Origin of the sequence: Streptomyces sp. NBC_00080, from assembly GCF_045041255.1 — a bacterium.
Classification (GTDB): domain Bacteria; phylum Actinomycetota; class Actinomycetes; order Streptomycetales; family Streptomycetaceae; genus Streptomyces; species Streptomyces coriariae.
The window spans coordinates 6,517,890-6,533,897 of the sequence record NZ_CP108235.1 but is presented as its reverse complement, the minus strand read 5'-3'; the positions used below and the strand labels follow the sequence as shown (position 1 = coordinate 6,533,897).

Annotated in this window: 16 protein-coding genes; 6 read left to right on the top strand and 10 right to left on the bottom strand. The window is 69.9% G+C overall.

The features are described from left to right. Positions 1 to 106: 106 nt before the first annotated feature. Positions 107 to 1,126 carry an NADP-dependent oxidoreductase gene (locus OHU34_RS29130; RefSeq protein WP_020126942.1) on the bottom strand — a complete coding sequence of 340 codons (1,020 nt, stop codon included), beginning with the start codon at positions 1,124 to 1,126 and terminating at the stop codon, positions 107 to 109. A gap of 98 nt (positions 1,127 to 1,224) precedes the next feature. Here OHU34_RS29130 and OHU34_RS29125 point away from each other — a divergent pair, with 98 nt between their 5' ends. Beyond that, on the top strand, positions 1,225 to 1,677 hold the full coding sequence (locus OHU34_RS29125) for a MarR family winged helix-turn-helix transcriptional regulator (protein WP_142264069.1): 453 nt from the start codon (positions 1,225 to 1,227) through the stop codon (positions 1,675 to 1,677). A 107-nt stretch (positions 1,678 to 1,784) separates the two neighbouring features. On the opposite strand, the gene OHU34_RS29120 is transcribed toward OHU34_RS29125, so the two are convergent. From OHU34_RS29120 to OHU34_RS29110, 3 genes are read right to left on the bottom strand one after another with little or no spacing between them, the layout of a single operon-like run. Next, on the bottom strand, positions 1,785 to 1,973 hold the full coding sequence (locus tag OHU34_RS29120) for a hypothetical protein (RefSeq protein WP_142264070.1): 189 nt from the start codon (positions 1,971 to 1,973) through the stop codon (positions 1,785 to 1,787). Further along, complete coding sequence (locus OHU34_RS29115) at positions 1,970 to 2,764, bottom strand: GntR family transcriptional regulator (RefSeq protein WP_142264071.1); 795 nt, start codon at positions 2,762 to 2,764, stop codon at positions 1,970 to 1,972. The genes OHU34_RS29120 and OHU34_RS29115 overlap by 4 nt, the downstream gene beginning before the upstream one ends. Further along, positions 2,761 to 3,303, bottom strand: coding sequence for a GntR family transcriptional regulator (locus OHU34_RS29110; RefSeq protein WP_142264072.1), 543 nt, complete (start codon positions 3,301 to 3,303; stop codon positions 2,761 to 2,763). The genes OHU34_RS29115 and OHU34_RS29110 overlap by 4 nt, the downstream gene beginning before the upstream one ends. Positions 3,304 to 3,473: 170 nt before the next feature. Here OHU34_RS29110 and OHU34_RS29105 point away from each other — a divergent pair, with 170 nt between their 5' ends. Further along, positions 3,474 to 3,875: an ATP-binding protein gene (locus OHU34_RS29105; protein ID WP_142264073.1), complete on the top strand. Its 402-nt coding sequence runs from the start codon at positions 3,474 to 3,476 to the stop codon at positions 3,873 to 3,875. A 38-nt stretch (positions 3,876 to 3,913) separates the two neighbouring features. On the opposite strand, the gene yjfF is transcribed toward OHU34_RS29105, so the two are convergent. The 6 genes from yjfF to OHU34_RS29075 form a co-directional block, all read right to left on the bottom strand. Then, positions 3,914 to 4,936, bottom strand: a complete 1,023-nt coding sequence (yjfF, locus tag OHU34_RS29100) for a galactofuranose ABC transporter, permease protein YjfF (protein WP_142264074.1) — start codon at positions 4,934 to 4,936, stop codon at positions 3,914 to 3,916. Further along, complete coding sequence (locus OHU34_RS29095; protein ID WP_142264075.1) at positions 4,936 to 6,057, bottom strand: ABC transporter permease; 1,122 nt, start codon at positions 6,055 to 6,057, stop codon at positions 4,936 to 4,938. Before OHU34_RS29095 ends, yjfF begins: the two co-directional genes overlap by 1 nt. Continuing rightward, positions 6,054 to 7,598: a sugar ABC transporter ATP-binding protein gene (locus tag OHU34_RS29090; RefSeq protein WP_405769031.1), complete on the bottom strand. Its 1,545-nt coding sequence runs from the start codon at positions 7,596 to 7,598 to the stop codon at positions 6,054 to 6,056. Before OHU34_RS29090 ends, OHU34_RS29095 begins: the two co-directional genes overlap by 4 nt. Before the next feature lie 94 nt (positions 7,599 to 7,692). Further along, positions 7,693 to 8,700, bottom strand: coding sequence for an ABC transporter substrate-binding protein (locus OHU34_RS29085; protein WP_020126951.1), 1,008 nt, complete (start codon positions 8,698 to 8,700; stop codon positions 7,693 to 7,695). Positions 8,701 to 8,833: 133 nt separating this feature from the next. Further along, positions 8,834 to 9,880 carry a LacI family DNA-binding transcriptional regulator gene (locus OHU34_RS29080; protein ID WP_142264076.1) on the bottom strand — a complete coding sequence of 349 codons (1,047 nt, stop codon included), beginning with the start codon at positions 9,878 to 9,880 and terminating at the stop codon, positions 8,834 to 8,836. Between the two features lie 495 nt (positions 9,881 to 10,375). Continuing rightward, positions 10,376 to 11,233 (bottom strand): hypothetical protein, encoded by an 858-nt coding sequence (locus OHU34_RS29075; RefSeq protein WP_405769029.1) that lies wholly within the window; start codon positions 11,231 to 11,233, stop codon positions 10,376 to 10,378. A 256-nt stretch (positions 11,234 to 11,489) separates the two neighbouring features. Between OHU34_RS29075 and OHU34_RS29070 the strand changes: the two genes are divergently transcribed. The 4 genes from OHU34_RS29070 (at position 11,490) to chvE (ending at position 16,005) form a co-directional block, all read left to right on the top strand. Continuing rightward, a complete protein-coding gene (locus OHU34_RS29070) occupies positions 11,490 to 12,650 on the top strand; it encodes a mandelate racemase/muconate lactonizing enzyme family protein (protein WP_142264078.1) in 1,161 nt (386 codons plus the stop codon). Further along, positions 12,647 to 13,651 (top strand): zinc-binding dehydrogenase, encoded by a 1,005-nt coding sequence (locus tag OHU34_RS29065; protein WP_142264079.1) that lies wholly within the window; start codon positions 12,647 to 12,649, stop codon positions 13,649 to 13,651. The genes OHU34_RS29070 and OHU34_RS29065 overlap by 4 nt, the downstream gene beginning before the upstream one ends. A gap of 120 nt (positions 13,652 to 13,771) precedes the next feature. Further along, the gene (locus tag OHU34_RS29060; protein ID WP_142264080.1) at positions 13,772 to 14,743 is read left to right on the top strand and encodes a hypothetical protein; all 972 of its coding nucleotides are present in this window, start codon (positions 13,772 to 13,774) and stop codon (positions 14,741 to 14,743) included. A gap of 152 nt (positions 14,744 to 14,895) precedes the next feature. Continuing rightward, entirely contained in the window at positions 14,896 to 16,005 is a 1,110-nt protein-coding gene (gene chvE, locus OHU34_RS29055) for a multiple monosaccharide ABC transporter substrate-binding protein (RefSeq protein ID WP_054238250.1), read from the top strand. The last annotated feature ends 3 nt before the right edge of the window (positions 16,006 to 16,008 follow it).

Genomic DNA, 16,008 nt, shown 5'->3' with positions numbered 1-16,008 from the left:
GCGTCGGCGCGAGAGCCGACGCGAGCGAAGGCCGCACCCCACGTCCAGGGGTGCGGCCTTCGCCGTACGCGACGACCGGTGTCAGGGCGGTGTCACGGACCGGGGATCAGAGCTTGACGATCATCTTTCCGGTGTTGTCGCCGCGCAGCACCCCGAGGAACGCCTCCAGGTTGTTCTCGATGCCCTCGACGACCGTCTCGCGGTACTTCAGCTCGCCGGAACGGACCCAGCCGCCGACCTCTCGGACGAACTCCGGCTGAAGGTCGTAGTGGTCGCCGACCAGGAGGCCCTCGATACGGCCACGGGTCGCGATGAGGCGGGCGAGGTTCTTCGGGCCGGGAGCCGGCTCGGTGTTGTTGTAGACGGAGATCATGCCGCAGATCACGATCCGGCCCTTCTCGTTGAGCGAGCCGATGGCCGCCTCGAGGTGGTCGCCGCCGACGTTGTCGAAGTAGACGTCGACACCGTCGGGAGCGGCCTCGCGGAGCTGCGCGGCGACGGGTCCGTTCTTGTAGTTGAAGGCGGCGTCGAAGCCGTACTCCTCGACGAGCAGCTTGACCTTCTCGTCGGAGCCGGCCGAGCCGATGACCCGGGAGGCGCCCTTCAGCCTGGCGATCTGGCCGACCTGGCTGCCGACGGCGCCGGCCGCGCCCGACACGAAGACGGAGTCGCCCTCCTTGAAGGAGCCGGTGCGCAGCAGGCCCGCGTAGGCGGTGAGACCGGTCATCCCGAGGACGCCGAGGTAGGTGGACAGGGGCGCGGCCTCGGGGTCGACCTTGACGGCCTGCTTGGCGTCGAAGGTGGCGTACTCGCGCCAGCCGCCGAAGTGCAGGACGTGATCGCCGACCGAGACGCCCTCGGCGGCGGAGGCGACGACCTCGCCGACCGCCCCGCCCTGCATGGCCTTGCCCAGCTCGAAGGGGGCCACGTACGACTTGGCCGCGCTCATCCGGCCGCGCATGTAGGGGTCGACGGACACGTAGGCGTTGCGCACCAGCACCTCACCCGGGCCGGGCTGCCGGATCTCCGCCTCGGCCAGCTCGAAGTCCTCGGGCTTCGGCCAGCCGACGGGGCGGCTGAGCAGACGCCATTCGCGGCTGGTGGTGGGGAGGGCCGACTCGGTCATGGGGGGCTGCCTTTCCTGTGCTCGCAAATGCTTCACTACCTGAAACAACCATGCTCCTGAATATTTCAGGATGTCAAGTAACGGGGTACCCTGGATCCATGCCCACCCCACATCCGGCCCCTCTCCCCGACGCCCTGACCATGGAGGTCGTCGGCCTGATCGGCGAGGTCGTGGCCCGTTACTACGAGGACTACGAGGAAGCCGCGGCAGGTCACGCCCTCACCGGCGCACAGGCCCGGCTGCTGAGCCTGCTCTCGCTGGAGCCGCTGCCGATGCGGAAGCTGGCGCAGAAACTGAAGTGTGAGCCGTCCAACGTGACCGGCATCGTCGACCGCCTGGAGTCCCGCGGCCTGGTCGAGCGGCGCCCCGATCCGGCCGACCGCCGGGTGAAGCTGGCGGCGGCCACGGCCGAGGGCCGGAAGATCGCCAAGGGGCTGCGCGAATCGCTGCGGTTCGCGCGGGAGCCGCTGGCCGGGCTGGCGGAGGAGGAGCGGGTGGCCCTGCGGGGGCTGCTGCGGCGCATGCTGGGCGCGGAGGACGGCGGGGCCTGACCGCACGGGACCTGCCTGCCGCCTGACCCCGCCGGACCCGAGCCCGTACGCCTTCGCCCGGCACGAGTGCGACCCACCGCACCGGGCCGCTCGTGCGTGTGCGCGATTCAGTCGTCCGAGCCGGAATTCCCGCCCGCGCGGTCCGTGCGGTTGGCTCCGCGGACCGGTTCGCCCGCCGCGAGGGTCACGACGGCCACGGCACGTGCCCAGCGCGGGCCGCCTCGCGCCGCCCACCAGACACAGGCACAGCCGCCGAGGACGAGCACCAGCAGCCCCGCCAGGGCAAGCACGATCACGCGTCTCCCGCCTCTTCGCCCGTGAACTCGTACTGCAGTTCGTAGAGATGACCCGCCTTCACCATCACGGTGACCTCGACGGGGCGGCCGCCGTCGCTGTGGATCATGCGCAGGGTGCGCAGGACCGGCATGCCGCTGGTGAGGCGGAGGGCCTGGTACTGGGCCTGGGTGGGAACCCTGGCGGAGACCCGGTCCGTGCTGCGGCGGGGCGGGTGGCCGAGTGCGGTCAGCAGCGCGGGGGTGCCGCCCCTGATCCTGCGGCGCTCGGCCAGCGGTGTCCCCCGGGCGATGTCCAGCGGGTAGTAGGACTCCACGAGTTCGGCGGGCTCGTCGTCGACGAGGAGTATCTGGCCGCGGAGCAGCGCGATGCCGTCGGCCGGGAGTTCGAGGGCGGCGCGCACGTCTGCGGGCGGCCGGTTCTCGGCCACGTCGAGGAGCTGCATGCGGGCGTGCGTACCGTGCTTGGCCGCCTCGGAGAGCCAGCGGTAGGGCGCTCCGGGGCTGCCCGGCAGCATGAGGCCGGCGGGCCGGACGGTGCGCTGGCGGTGCTCGCGGACCGTGACGGAGGCGCCCGCCCTGCCGACCACCAGGCGTTCGTCCTTGAGGAGCTGAAGGGCCTTCTGGACCGTGGCGCTCGACGCCTCGAAGCGTTCCTTGAGCCGGGCGGTGGTGGGCAGGCTGGCGCCGGGAGCGAGCTCTCCGCTCATGATGTCGTCGCGCAGATCGGCCGCGATCCGCTCGTGCAGGGAGCGGCGGTCGACGGCTTCCGGGTCTGCCTTGGGCACGGTCATCCGATCCTGATCTGGTAGCGCAGCCTCTGCCGTAGGGCAGGCATCACCATACGGTCGACCTGGATCGGCCGGTCGGCGTGGTCCAGCGTGAGCCGGACGAGCCGCAGGACCGGTTCCTCCGGGGCGGTCCGCAGGGCCTGACGCTCCTCCTCGTCCGGCATCCCGGCCGTCACGTCCTCCCGCACGAGGACGCCGACGTGCCCGAGCTCGGCGAGCAGGGTGAGGGCTCCGCCGGGGATCTTGGCGGTCCCGGCGAGACGGGTGCCCGCCGCTATGGCCGTCGGGTAGTAGGTGTCGGTCAACTCGCTGGGCTCCTCGTCGAGGAGGATCAGCCGTCGGCGCACGACGACCGGCTCGCCCTCGGGGACGCCGAGCAGCGCCGCCACGTCGGCGGGGGCGGGCACCTCACCGGCGTGCAGGATGCGCTGGCTGCCACGCCGCCCCTGCGCGGCGGCCTCGGCCGCCCAGGCGTCGCCCTGCCCGGTGCCCCGTGGCGTCAGATACGACAACGATGCGCTGACCCATCCGCTCGCACCCACGACTCCTCCTGTACGGCCGACCGTTCTTTCGACCCTGCCGCCCTACACGGTAGGCGACTTGGCTCATCCGCCAACCGCCACCCTCAGCCACCCTTCACTGCCTTGTTACCTTTCGCGAATAACAGTAAGGTTTCGCCGCAGGACGCCCCAGAACCACCGGAGGTGCCCCCGTGCCCCTGTCACGGCAACGTCGTTTCCCCCGCTCGCGCGCCTCCGTACGGGCCGCCCGGGTCTTCGTCCACCAGGTGCTGAGCGACTGGGACCGCGTCGACAGGCTGGACGACATAGAGCTGTGCGTGTCGGAACTCGCCACGAACGCCCTGCTGCACGGGGTGCCCCCCGGCAGGCAGTACTGCGTGACCCTCACCCTCGACGGCCCCCTGGTCCGCCTCGCCGTACGCGACACCGGTGACCATCCCATGCCCGCGTGCCCGCCGACCCCCGACGCCTGTTCGGGCCGGGGCCTCTTCCTGGCCCGGGAACTGGCGGACGACCTGGGCATCACCGAACACCCCGTGGGCAAGACGGTGTGGGTGACCTTCAAGACCGAGAGCCGGCCCGGGACACCCTGACGACGGCTCCCGGCCCGGGCCGGGAGCGTCGCATCGCCTCAGGTCTTCTTGCGGGTCGTCATGAAGCGCTGGACCAGGATGAACGCGCACAACAGCACACCGGTGGCGATCTTCGTCCACCAGGAGCTGAGGGTGCCCTCGAACTGGATGATGCTCTTGATCAGGCCCAGCACCAGCACGCCGAACAGGGTGCCCAGCACATAGCCCGAGCCACCCGTCAGCAGCGTGCCGCCGATGACCACCGCGGCGATCGCGTCGAGTTCCATACCGGTCGCGTGCAGCGGGTCACCGGACTGGATGTACAGGGTGAAGAGCAGTCCGGCCAGTGCCGAGCAGAACCCGCTCACGGTGTACACGGCGATCTTCGTGCCGCCCTGCGGGAGACCCATCAGCATGGCCGACTGCTCGTTGCCGCCGATGGCGTACACCCGGCGCCCGAAGCGGGTGTAGTGCAGGACGTAGAACGCCACGGCGAGGACGACCAGCGAGACGATCGCGCCGATGGACAGGAAGCCCATCCCCAGCGACACCTGCGCCTGGGCCATGCTGCTCACCGAGGAGTCGCTGATGGAGATCGACTCCTTGCTGATGACCAGGCACAGGCCGCGGAAGAGGAAGAGGCCGGCGAGGGTCACGATGAAGGGCTGGATCTCGAAGTTGTGGATCACATAGCCCATCAGGAAACCGCCGAGCGCGCCCACGCCCAGCGCCATGGGGATCACCAGCAGCAGCGGCAGCCCCTGGCGCTCCACCAGCCAGGCCGTGAACATCGTCGTGAAGCCGATCATCGAACCGACGGACAGGTCGATGCCGCCGGACAGGATGACGAAGGTGACACCGACCGCGGCGACCAGCAGATAGCCGTTGTCGATGAACAGGTTCAGGAAGACCTGCGGCTCGCCGAACCCGTAGTTCTGGTACCGGCTCAGGCCCACGCCGTACATCAGCAGGAAGAGCAGGGCCGTCACCGCGACGGGCAGCCGCCGGTCGCCGAGCAGACGCGAGGCCGTGGACGGGGTACGGCTGTCGGAGGCCGTGGGGGTCTGGGTGGTCGCGCTCATCACGACACCTCCATCTTGGGGGTGGCCTCGGACGCCGCGGCGGGGTCCGCCGGGGCCGCGGCCGTCTTGCCGCTTCCCTTCGCGCCGGATCCGGCGCCGAACCTGGCACCGAACACCTTGGCGCGGAACTTCGGGGACTGGAGCAGGCAGACGACGATGACGACGGCGGCCTTGAAGACCAGGTTGGTCTGGGTCGGCACGCCGATGGTGTAGATCGTGGTGGTCAGGGTCTGGATGACGAGGGCGCCGACCACCGTGCCACCGACGGAGAACCGGCCGCCCAGGAGCGAGGTGCCGCCGATCACCACGGCGAGGATCGCGTCGAGCTCGATCCACAGGCCGGCGTTGTTGCCGTCCGCGGCCGAGGTGTTGGAGCTGATCATCAGGCCGGCGATGCCCGCGCAGAGCGCGCAGAACGCGTACACCATGATCTTGATGCGCCGGGACCTGATGCCCACCAGGCGGCTGGCCTCGGCGTTGCCGCCGACCGCCTCGACCAGCAGGCCGAGTGCCGTGCGGCGGGTCAGCACCACGGTGACGGCCACGACCACGGCCACCACGAAGATGGAGAACGGCAGGGTCAGCCAGTAGCCGCCGCCGATCAGCTTGTACGGCTCGCTGTTGATGGTGATGATCTGGCCGTCGGTGATCAGCTGGGCGACACCGCGTCCGGCGACCATGATGATCAGGGTGGCGATGATCGGCTGGATGCCCATCCTGGCGACCAGGAAGCCGTTCCACAGACCGCAGACGACCGCGGCCAGCAGGCCCAGGCCCATGGCGAGCAGCACGCCGGACAGGGCGCCCTGGTCGGACTGGTCGCTGATGTACGAGCAGGCCAGTGCTCCGGTGATGGCGACCACGGCGCCGACCGAGAGGTCGATACCGCCGGTGGCGATGACCAGCGTCATGCCGACCGCCACCAGGATCAGGGGCGATCCGAACAGCACGATCGAGACGAGGCTGCCGTAGAGGTGGCCGTCCGCCATCTTGATCGAGAAGAAGTCGGGGGTGAAGGGAACGTTGACGAGCAGCAGCAGGACCAGGACCGCCACCGGCCAGAACAGGTGGTGGTGGGTCAGCGCTCGCCACCGGGAAGAGGTGGTCGAAGAGGTGGTCACTGGTGCTCTCCGCTCGCGATGGTCTCCAGGATCCGGCTCGTGGTGATCTCGGGCCCGTTGGCGATCTGCGCCACCAGCCGGCGGTCGCGCAGCACTCCGATGGTGTGACTGAGCCGGAGTACCTCCTCCAGCTCGGCCGCGATGTACAGCACCGACATGCCGTCCTCGGAGAGCGATACGACGAGCTTCTGGATCTCCGCCTTGGCTCCGATGTCGATACCGCGCGTCGGCTCGTCCAGGATCAGCAGCTTCGGCTGGGTGATCAGCCAGCGGGCCAGCAGCACCTTCTGCTGGTTGCCGCCGCTGAGCTGGCCCACCCTGGCCTCGGGGTTGGCGGGCCGGATGTCCAGCGCCTTGATGTACTTGGCGACGAGTTCGTCGCGCTGGGCGACCGGGATGGGCCGGGTCCAGCCGCGCGCGGCCTGCAGGGCCAGGATGATGTTCTCGCGCACCGTCAGATCGGGCACCAGGCCCTCGCTCTTGCGGTTCTCGGAGCAGAAGGCGACACCGGCGTTGATCGCGTCGTTCGGGGCGCTCATCGAGACCGGCTTGCCGCCGATGGACACCTTGCCGGTGTCCGGCTGGTCGGCGCCGAAGAGCAGCCGGGCGAGTTCGGTCCGGCCCGATCCGAGCAGGCCGGCGAGCCCGATCACCTCGCCCTTCCTGATCTCCATGTCGAACGGGGCGATGCCGCCGGTCCGGCCGAGGCCGTCCGCCACGAGCAGGGTCTCGCCCGCGTCGGAGTGCAGTTGGTGTTCGTGGAGTTCGTCCAGCTTACCCATGGCCTTGCCGAGCATGAGCTGGACGAGGCCGACCTGGTCGAGGTCGCGCACCATGTGCTCGCCGACGAGGGTGCCGTTGCGCAGCACGGTCATCCGGTCGCAGACCTCGTAGATCTGGTCGAGGAAGTGCGAGACGAACAGGATCGCGACGCCCTCGTCCTTCAACCGCCGCATCAGCGCGAACAGCTGGAGGACCTCGTCGCGGTCGAGGCTGGAGGTCGGCTCGTCGAGGATCAGCACCTTGGTGCCCGGCCCCTTGCCGCCGCCCGCGCCGTCGCCGGTGCCCAACGACCGGACGATCGCGACCAGTTGCTGCACGGCCAGCGGGTACGACGACAGCGGGGCGGTGACGTCGATGTCGAGTCCGAGCCGGTCCACCAGCTCCGCCGCCTGCCGGCGCAGCTGCTTCCACTGGATGCGGCCCATGCGGGTCGGTTCACGCCCGATGAAGATGTTCTCCGCCACCGACAGGTTGGGGCAGAGGTTGACCTCCTGGTAGACGGTGCTGATGCCGGCCTGCTGGGCCTCCAGCGGGCTGGTGATCCGCACGGTCTCACCGTCCAGCGTGATCGTGCCGCCGTCCAGGGAGTAGACCCCCGTGAGCACCTTGATGAGGGTGGACTTGCCGGCGCCGTTCTCGCCCATCAGGGCGTGGATCTCGCCGGGGAAGAGCCGGAAGTCGACGTCCGACAGAGCCCGTACCCCCGGAAACTCCTTGACTATGCCCGTCATTTCCAGGACGGGCCGTGGCTCTGCCATGGCAGCGCTCCTCTTGAGATTCGTTCAGGCCCGCAGGGAGCCCCGGGACCGACGGCTCGGTCGGCCGGAGACTCCCTGCCGGTGGGTGCGTCGGTCAGTACTTGCGGCTCGGGAGCGCGGCCGCGGCCTGGTCCTGCATGAAGTCGCCCTCCTCGGTCTTGATCCAGCGCTCGACCGTCTCGCCGTCCTTGACCTTCTTGACGACGTCCATCAGCTGCGGGCCGAGGAGCGGGTTACACTCGACGATGGCGTTGATCTTGCCCTCGGACATGGCCACGAAGCCGTCCTTCACGCCGTCGATCGAGACGATCAGGATGTCCTTGCCGGGCTTCTTGCCGGCCGCCTCGATGGACTGGATGGCGCCGATGGCCATGTCGTCGTTGTGCGCGAAGAGGACGTTGATGTCCGGGTTGGACTGGAGGAAGGCCGCCATGACCTGCTTGCCGCCGGCGCGGGTGAAGTCACCGGTCTGGCTGACGACGACCTTCCAGTCGTCCTTGTGGCTCGCGTCCATGACCTCCTTGAAGCCCTTGGCGCGCTCGATCGCCGGGGCGGCACCGGTGGTGCCCTCCAGCTGGGCGATCTTCACCGCGCCCTTGAGGCCGGCCTTCGCGATGACCTTCTCGAGGATCTTGGCGGCGCGGCGGCCCTCGTCGGTGAAGTCGGAGCCGACCAGGGTCACGTACAGGGACTCGTCGGAGGTCTCGACGGAGCGGTCGGTGAGGACCACCGGGATCTTCTTGGCCTTGGCCTCCTTCAGCACCGCGTCCCAGCCGGTGACGACCACCGGCGAGAAGGCGATGACGTCGACCCCCTGGGTGATGTAGCTGCGGATCGCGGAGATCTGGTTCTCCTGCTTCTGCTGGGCGTCGGAGAACTTGAGGGTGTAACCCGCCTCCTTGGCCGCCGCCTTCACCGAGTCGGTGTTGGCGCTGCGCCAGCCGCTCTCCGAGCCGACCTGGGAGAAGCCGAGCGTGATGGCCTTGCCGCCGTCCCCGGAAGAGCTGCTGGACGCGCCGTCGTCCTCCTTGGCACAGGCCGCCAGGCCGCCCGCCGCCGCCACGCCGACCGCCGCGGTGAGGAAGTTTCTTCTGCTGAGCATGTTCTTCTCCTTTGAAGAGCCGGCCCGGGGATGGACCTGCTGGTACTCGATGGACCGGCCGCACTGCGTCCAGCCTGTCGATCACTGTTCGGCATTTCGGTCACACTGCTGGTCAGGGGTACGACGGGGTCCGTCAGCGGGGAGCGCCCTCCGGTTGGGCGGCGCTCGGGAACGTACTTGCGCGTACGACGAGTTGGGGCTCGATCGCGATCCGGGGCGTGTCGGAGGCCGGTCGGCCCTCGATCTGTTCCAGGAGCAGCGCGATGCCACGCTGGCCCACCGTCGAGAAGTCCTGCCGGACGGTGGTGAGCGGCGGAGCGAAGAACTCCGACTCCGGGATGTCGTCGAAGCCGACCACCGCGACGTCCTGGGGAGTCCGGACGCCCGCCTCGCGCAGGGCCCGCAACACCCCCAGCGCCATCTGGTCGTTGGCGACGAAGACGGCGGTCAGCCCCCGGCCCACCCAGCCGGCCAGTTCCTGGCCCGCGCGGTAGCCCGACAGCGGACTCCAGTCCCCCCGCAGCAGCATGGGCGGCTCGACGCCCGCCGCTTCGAGGGTGGCCCGCCAGCCGGCGGCCCGGTCGGCCGCCTCCTGCCAGTCCTCGGGTCCGGCGAGGTGCCAGACCGTGCGGTGGCCGGCCGCCAGCAGGTGGCCGGTCGCCAGCCGAGCCCCCAGATGCTGGTCGACACCGACGCGGGGGATGTCCATGCCCGGCTCGCCGCCCACGACCACCACCGGGAAGGGATGGCGCAGTTCGGCCAGGGCGTCCACCGCCGACCGCTGCGGGGCGATGGCGACCACGCCCTCCACCCCGCCCTCGCTGAGGTGGTCCAGCGCCTCGGAGAGCGTCTCCATGGTCAGTTCGCGCAGACTGACCGTCGAGACGAGATACCCCTCGGCCCGCGCCGCCTCCTCGAGCGCGAACAGCGTGCTGGCCGGCCCGTAGAGGGTGGTGTCGGAGGCGACCACGCCCAGCGTCCGGGTGCGCCGGGTGGCCAGGGCCCGTGCGGAGAAGTTGCGGCGGTAACCCATCTCCTCGATCGCCCGCAGCACCCTGGCCCGTGTCTCGTCCCGCACGTTGGGGTGCTCCCCCAGCACGCGGGACACGGTCTGGTGGGACACGCCGGCCAGGCGTGCCACGTCGGCCATGGTGGGCGGCCGGAGCCGGGTGTGTGTCACGGCCGCACCTCCTTGGCGCTCGTCTGTCGGTAAGTCCGGTAAGTCCTGCGGTGTGGGCGGACGGTTCCGCGCCACGGGCTTCACTCCGGGATCCCGGTGGGCCCGACGACACCGGTGGGAAAAGCGAGTGGGGACGCTGCGGGCACGACCGCTCGTACCTCCCCGTGCTGACGTCGTCGCCGACTGGTGAATGCGGAGGTCATTGTGAGCGCTAACAATTCATGGCGGTCAAGGGGGTTGCACGGGAAGCTCGTCACGGTTCCATAACGCGCTTGCCTGGGGCGGGACATCACCCCTGGTCACAGGCCGAAAGGCCGGCCGAGGCCGGGCGCCGGGCAGCGGACCGACGACGGGTCGCGCGGCCGGAGCACGCCCAACCCGCTTCAGCGCACAGCTATTTCGGCCATACCTGGGCGTCCGGCCCGCCCTCCTGGACGGCCCACATGACGGCCGCTCGGCGGGCCCGGACGCGGCACGGCCTGCTCCGGCGGAGCCCTACGAGCACCACCACAGGAAGCGCGTGCACGTCTGCGAGGGCGACGGTTTCGGGGACTCGGCCGGCGCCGACGGGTCGGCGGTCGCAGTGGAGTCCGAGCCGGAGTCCGAGTCCGAGGGGGTCGATCCGGCGGTCGACCCCGGGGAGCCGGGGAGGGTCGCCGACTGGGCGTCCTTGTCCGGGCTCGGCGTGGCCGACTCGTCCTTCGCGGACTCCGAGGCCGACGGGGAGACGGAGGGGCTCGGGGAGGACGAGGCCTTGTCCCCGCCCGTGTCGGTCCGGTCGTCCAGGGGTTGCGCGGACGCGCTCGGCCCCGAGGACGAACCGTCGACCTCGGACGCCTCCCCCCCGGCCGCCGCCGGGTTCCCGGGGGAGGTGAACCCCGGTGCGTCCACGCCCAGTTCGGCCAGGCTCAGGCCACCGGCCGCGAGCGCGAAGCCGACGGTGATCAGTACGATGCGTTTGCGGCGTCTTCGGTGGGCCGAGGCCTTGCGGTCGCGGCGGCTCGCCTCCGGCGCGCCGGCCGCGCCCTGGGGGCCGCGCCGACCGCCCCGACCCTGCTCGCGGCGGCGCGCGGCCCGGCCCTGCGGCTCGCCGCTCCCGGCTTCGTGATCGACAGGCCCGTCGTGATCGTCGTGATCGTCGTGAGCGCCTTGGTCGGCTCGGCCGTCGCGGTCGTCCGGGTCGCCGTGGTCGTCCGGGTCGCCGGAGGTCCGGTGTGCCGACGCGTCCCGCGCGTACGGCTCGGGTCCGGACGCGCCGGGCGGATACGCGCGTAGCTGCTGAGCGGGCGCGCCGCACCCCGGGCAGGCGAGGGCGCCGTTGAGGTGCCGTCGGCACGGGTGGCAGTAGTCCATGACGCGGGAAGACTAAGTTCCCCGACAGGCGCGTTCCCGGGTTCACCTGTGAAAGTTGTGTGGGAAACCGGCCATACCGGCGCGACACTTCGAGTGACCTGGACCACAGCACGGCAGGCCAAGTTTCGAAAGGAGTACCGAAACTGCCGAAACCGTTACCTGTTCGACCCATTGACACTCGCCTCGCGCAATCCTTACTGTCTGCCCAGCATTTCGAACATGTGACGAAATCTCGAACAGCCGAAGGGTAACTTCCGTGCGCATCACCGGAATCAGCACGCACGTGGTCGGGACGCCGTGGCGCAACCTGACCTACGTCCTGGTGCACACCGACGAGGGCATCACGGGTGTCGGAGAGACCCGCATGCTGGGTCATACCGACGCGCTGATCGGCTACCTGAAGGAGGCCGAGGCCAACCACATTCTCGGCTCCGACCCATTCGCTGTCGAGGACCTCGTGCGCCGGATGAAGTACGGCGACTACGGGCGGGCCGGCGAGATCGTGATGTCGGGCATCGCCGTCGTCGAGATGGCCTGCTGGGACATCAAGGGCAAGGCCCTCGGCGTACCCGTCTGGCAGCTCCTCGGCGGCAAGGTCACCGACAAGGTCAAGGCCTACGCCAACGGCTGGTACACCACCGAGCGGACCCCGGAGGCCTACCACAAGGCCGCCCAGGGGGTCATGGAGCGCGGCTACAAGGCACTCAAGATCGACCCCTTCGGCACCGGGCACTTCGAGCTGGACCACCAGCAGACCCTGTACGCGGTCTCCCTCATCGAGGCCGTGCGCGACGCCATCGGGCCGGACGCCGAGCTGATGCTGGAGATGCACGGCCGCTTCTCCCCCGCCACCGCCGTCCGGCTCGCGAACGAACTCGCGCCCTTCAAGCCCGCGTGGCTGGAGGAGCCGTGCCCGCCCGAGAACCTGAAGGCTCTCGAGAAGGTCGCCGCGAAGGTCGACATCCCCGTCGCCACCGGTGAGCGCATCCACGACCGCGTCGAGTTCCGTGAGCTCTTCGAGAGCCAGGCCGTGGACATCATCCAGCCGGACGTCGGCCACATCGGCGGCATCTGGGAGACCAGGAAGCTGGCCGCCACCGCCGAGGCGCACTACGTGCTCGTCGCCCCGCACAACGTCGGCGGCCCGGTCCTCACCGCGGCCTCGCTCCAGGTCGGGTTCACCTCCCCGAACTTCAAGATCCTCGAGCACTTCAACGACTTCGCCGACTCGGAGATCAAGAAGGTCGTCAAGGGGGCTCCCCAGGTCGTCGACGGCTACTTCGAGCTGTCCCACGCGCCCGGTCTCGGCGTCGAACTCGACGTGGACGCCGCCGCCGAGTTCCCGCAGCAGCAGGCCCGTTTCGACCTCTGGGCCGAGGGCTGGGAGCAGCGCAAGCCGAAGGGCAGCAGCAAGTGAGTACAGCCGTCGTCGTCGAGGCGCCGGGCGAGCACCGGCTCGTCCCGCACGAGCCTCGGCGGCCGGAACCCGGCGAGGCGCTCGTCCGCGTCCACGCCACCGGCATCTGCGGCAGCGACCGCGAGGTCTACCAGGGCAACCGGCCCGAGGGCTACGTCCGCTACCCGCTGACCCCCGGCCACGAGTGGTCGGGGACGGTCGAGGCGGTCGGCGCCGGGGTCCCCGCGTCACTCGTCGGCCGCAAGGTCGTCGGTGAGGGCTTCCGCAACTGCCAGGTCTGCGACCGCTGTCACGCGGGCGAGACGACGCTGTGCACGGACGGGTACGAGGAGACCGGCTTCACCCAGCCGGGAGCCATGGCGGCCACCCTCACCCTGCCGGCCCGGCTGCTGCACGTCCTGGCGGACGACGCCGACCTCACCGCGGCCGCCCTGCTCGAGCCCGCCGCCTGCATCGCGGCCGCCGCGATCAAGGCGCACGCACTGCCGGGCGAGAAGGTGGCCGTCGTCGGCACCGGGACGCTGGGCATGTTCGCCGTCCAGTTCCTGAAGGCGGGATCGCCCGCCGAGCTGCTGGTCGTCGGCACCCGGAACGACCGGGAGGCGCTCTCCCGGCAGTTCGGGGCCACCGACTTCCGGACCAGGGACCAGGAGCTCCCGGACGACTTCGACGTCGTCATCGAGACCGCCGGCTCCGCGTCCGCCGCCCGGACCGCCGCCTCGCTGCTCCGGCGCGGTGGCCGGCTGGTCCTCACCGGGATCCCGGCGGCGGGCGCCGACGGACTCGACCCGACGGACCTGGTCGTACGACAGCTGGAGGTGCACACCGTCTTCGGAGCGCCGCCGGACGCCTGGTCGCACACCGTCCGGGTGTTCGGAGCCGGGCTGCTCGATCCGCTTCCGCTGGTCACGCACGAACTGCCGCTCGCCGAGTTCTCCGCGGCCATCGACCTGGTGGGATCAGGCGATCCGAAGGTGGGCAAGGTGCTGCTCAAGCCGTAAGCCCCTGAGCCGTACGCCGGTGCGGGGGCGACCTGACCGCCCCCGCACCGGCGTACACCCACACCCCGCACGACCTGAGCCGCGAACCTTGACCGAAATACCGAACACGAAGGACGGCATGTGACCACCGACGCTTCCGCCACGGCAGCCCGTCGACCTGGTGAGCAGGCGCTCACCGCGCTCGGCCTGGGCGCGCCCGCCCTCGACCCCGCCGACGCCTCCGCCCACACCTTCCCGGGCGGCGGCCGCTGGCGCACCGAGGTCCCTTCGTGCGAGGGTCCCGAAGCGCTGGCCGTCATCCTCAAGGAGGCCTCGCGCCTCGACGTGCCGATCCACCGGATCAGCCAGGGCAGCGGCGTGTGGATGCTGACCGACGCCGAGATCACCGAGATGGTCGACGCCACCGGCGAGCGTGACATCGAGCTCTGCCTCTTCACCGGGCCGCGCGGCACCTGGGACATCGGCGGCTCGACCCGCACCGACTCGCGGGGCGGTGGGCTCCGCGCCCGCGGCCACGACGCCGTCGCCGGCTGCGTCGAGGACGCCGTCCGGGCGACGGAACTGGGCGTCAAGTGCCTGCTCGTCGCCGACGAGGGCGTCCTGTGGACGCTGCACCGCGCCCGTGCGGCCGGCATCATCCCGGCCGAGACCACGCTGAAGGTCTCCGCGCTCATCGGCCCCGTCAACCCGGCGGCGTACGCGGTGTACGAGCAGCTCGGCGCCGACTCGGTCAACGTGCCCAGCGACCTCACCCTGGACCACCTGACCGAGATCCGCCGGGTCTCCGGCGCCCCCATGGACATGTACATCGAGGCCCCCGACGATCTCGGCGGTTACATCCGGATGTACGAGGTCGCCGAGCTGATCCGGCGCGGCGCACCGCTCTACCTGAAGTTCGGTCTGTCCAAGGCCCCGGGAATCTACCCGTACGGCCACCACCTGCGGGATCTGGCGCTCTCCACGGCCCGGGAACGGGTGCGGCGCGGACGGCTCGCCCTCGACCTCCTCGCCCGTCACGGCGCGGACGGCGACATGGCGCCGCTGGGCTCGCGCCTGCCGGGTGAACTCAAGCGGTTTGACATCCAGTCATAACGTTCCGGAAACCCCGCTTCACAGAAGCCGACACAGGCGCGCAGAATCCCACACACCGCTTCTTCACTTCTTCTCTTCTTCCCGGCGTTGCTCCGGGAGCGGCCGTCGCACCGCGATACCGGACCCCTGCACACACATCAAGGATGATGATCATGCGCAACCGTAGAGTCTCCCTCGCCGCCATAGCCGGAGCCGCCTCCCTCGCCCTGACTCTGTCCGCCTGCGGCCAGAGCGGTGACGGTGGCAGCAAGGACGAGGGCTCGGACAGCGCCAAGGGCGGGACCATCGGTATCGCGATGCCGACCAAGTCCTCCGAGCGCTGGATCTCCGACGGCGCCAACGTCGTCAAGGACCTCGAGGCCAAGGGCTACAAGACCAAGCTGGTCTACGGCGAGGACGACCCCGACCAGCAGGTCTCGCAGATCGAGAACCTGATCACGCAGGGCGTCAAGGCGCTGATCGTCGCGGCCATCGACAACAAGTCGCTGAACAACGTCCTCCAGCAGGCCGCCGACGCCAAGATCCCGGTCATCTCCTACGACCGCCTGATCCTCGGCACGAAGAACGTCGACTACTACGCGTCCTTCGACAACAGCAAGGTCGGCGAGCTCCAGGCCAACTACATCGTCGACAAGCTCGGCCTGAAGTCCGGCAAGGGCCCGTTCAACATCGAGCTGTTCGCCGGCTCCAACGACGACAACAACACCAAGTACTTCTTCAACGGCGCGATGAGCGTGCTCCAGCCGTACATCGACAGCAAGAAGCTCGTCGTCCAGTCCGGCCAGACCGGCCTCACCCAGGTCACCACCCTGCGCTGGGACGGCGCGACCGCGCAGAGGCGCATGGACGACATCCTCACCAAGTCGTACGGCAGCAAGAAGGTCGACGCGGTCCTCTCGCCGTACGACGGCATCTCCATCGGCATCCTGTCGGCGCTGAAGTCGGACAGCTACGGCTCCGCGAGCAAGCCGCTGCCGGTCCTCACCGGCCAGGACGCCGAGCTGGCCTCGGTGAAGTCGATCATCGCGGGCGGCCAGACGCAGACCGTCTACAAGGACCTCCGTGAGCTGGCCAAGGTCGCCACGACCATGGTCGACGACGTCCTCAACGACAAGAAGCCCGAGACGAACGACACCAAGACGTACGACAACGGCACCAAGGTCGTCCCGGCCTACCTGCTCCAGCCGGTGAGCGTGGACAAGACCAACTACGAGAAGGTCCTCGTCGAGGGCGGCTACTACACGGCCGACCAGCTCAAGTAAGCG

Excerpts from the sequence above, each read along its gene's own strand:
- OHU34_RS29130 (WP_020126942.1), bottom strand. The coding sequence starts at position 1,126 with ATGACCGAGTCGGCCCTCCCCACCACCAGCCGCGAATGGCGTCTGCTC.
- OHU34_RS29125 (WP_142264069.1), top strand. The coding sequence starts at position 1,225 with ATGCCCACCCCACATCCGGCCCCTCTCCCCGACGCCCTGACCATGGAG.
- OHU34_RS29085 (WP_020126951.1), bottom strand. The coding sequence starts at position 8,700 with ATGCTCAGCAGAAGAAACTTCCTCACCGCGGCGGTCGGCGTGGCGGCG.
- yjfF (WP_142264074.1), bottom strand. The coding sequence starts at position 4,936 with ATGAGCGCGACCACCCAGACCCCCACGGCCTCCGACAGCCGTACCCCG.
- chvE (WP_054238250.1), top strand. The coding sequence starts at position 14,896 with ATGCGCAACCGTAGAGTCTCCCTCGCCGCCATAGCCGGAGCCGCCTCC.
- OHU34_RS29090 (WP_405769031.1), bottom strand. The coding sequence starts at position 7,598 with ATGGCAGAGCCACGGCCCGTCCTGGAAATGACGGGCATAGTCAAGGAG.
- OHU34_RS29075 (WP_405769029.1), bottom strand. The coding sequence starts at position 11,233 with ATGGACTACTGCCACCCGTGCCGACGGCACCTCAACGGCGCCCTCGCC.
- OHU34_RS29115 (WP_142264071.1), bottom strand. The coding sequence starts at position 2,764 with ATGACCGTGCCCAAGGCAGACCCGGAAGCCGTCGACCGCCGCTCCCTG.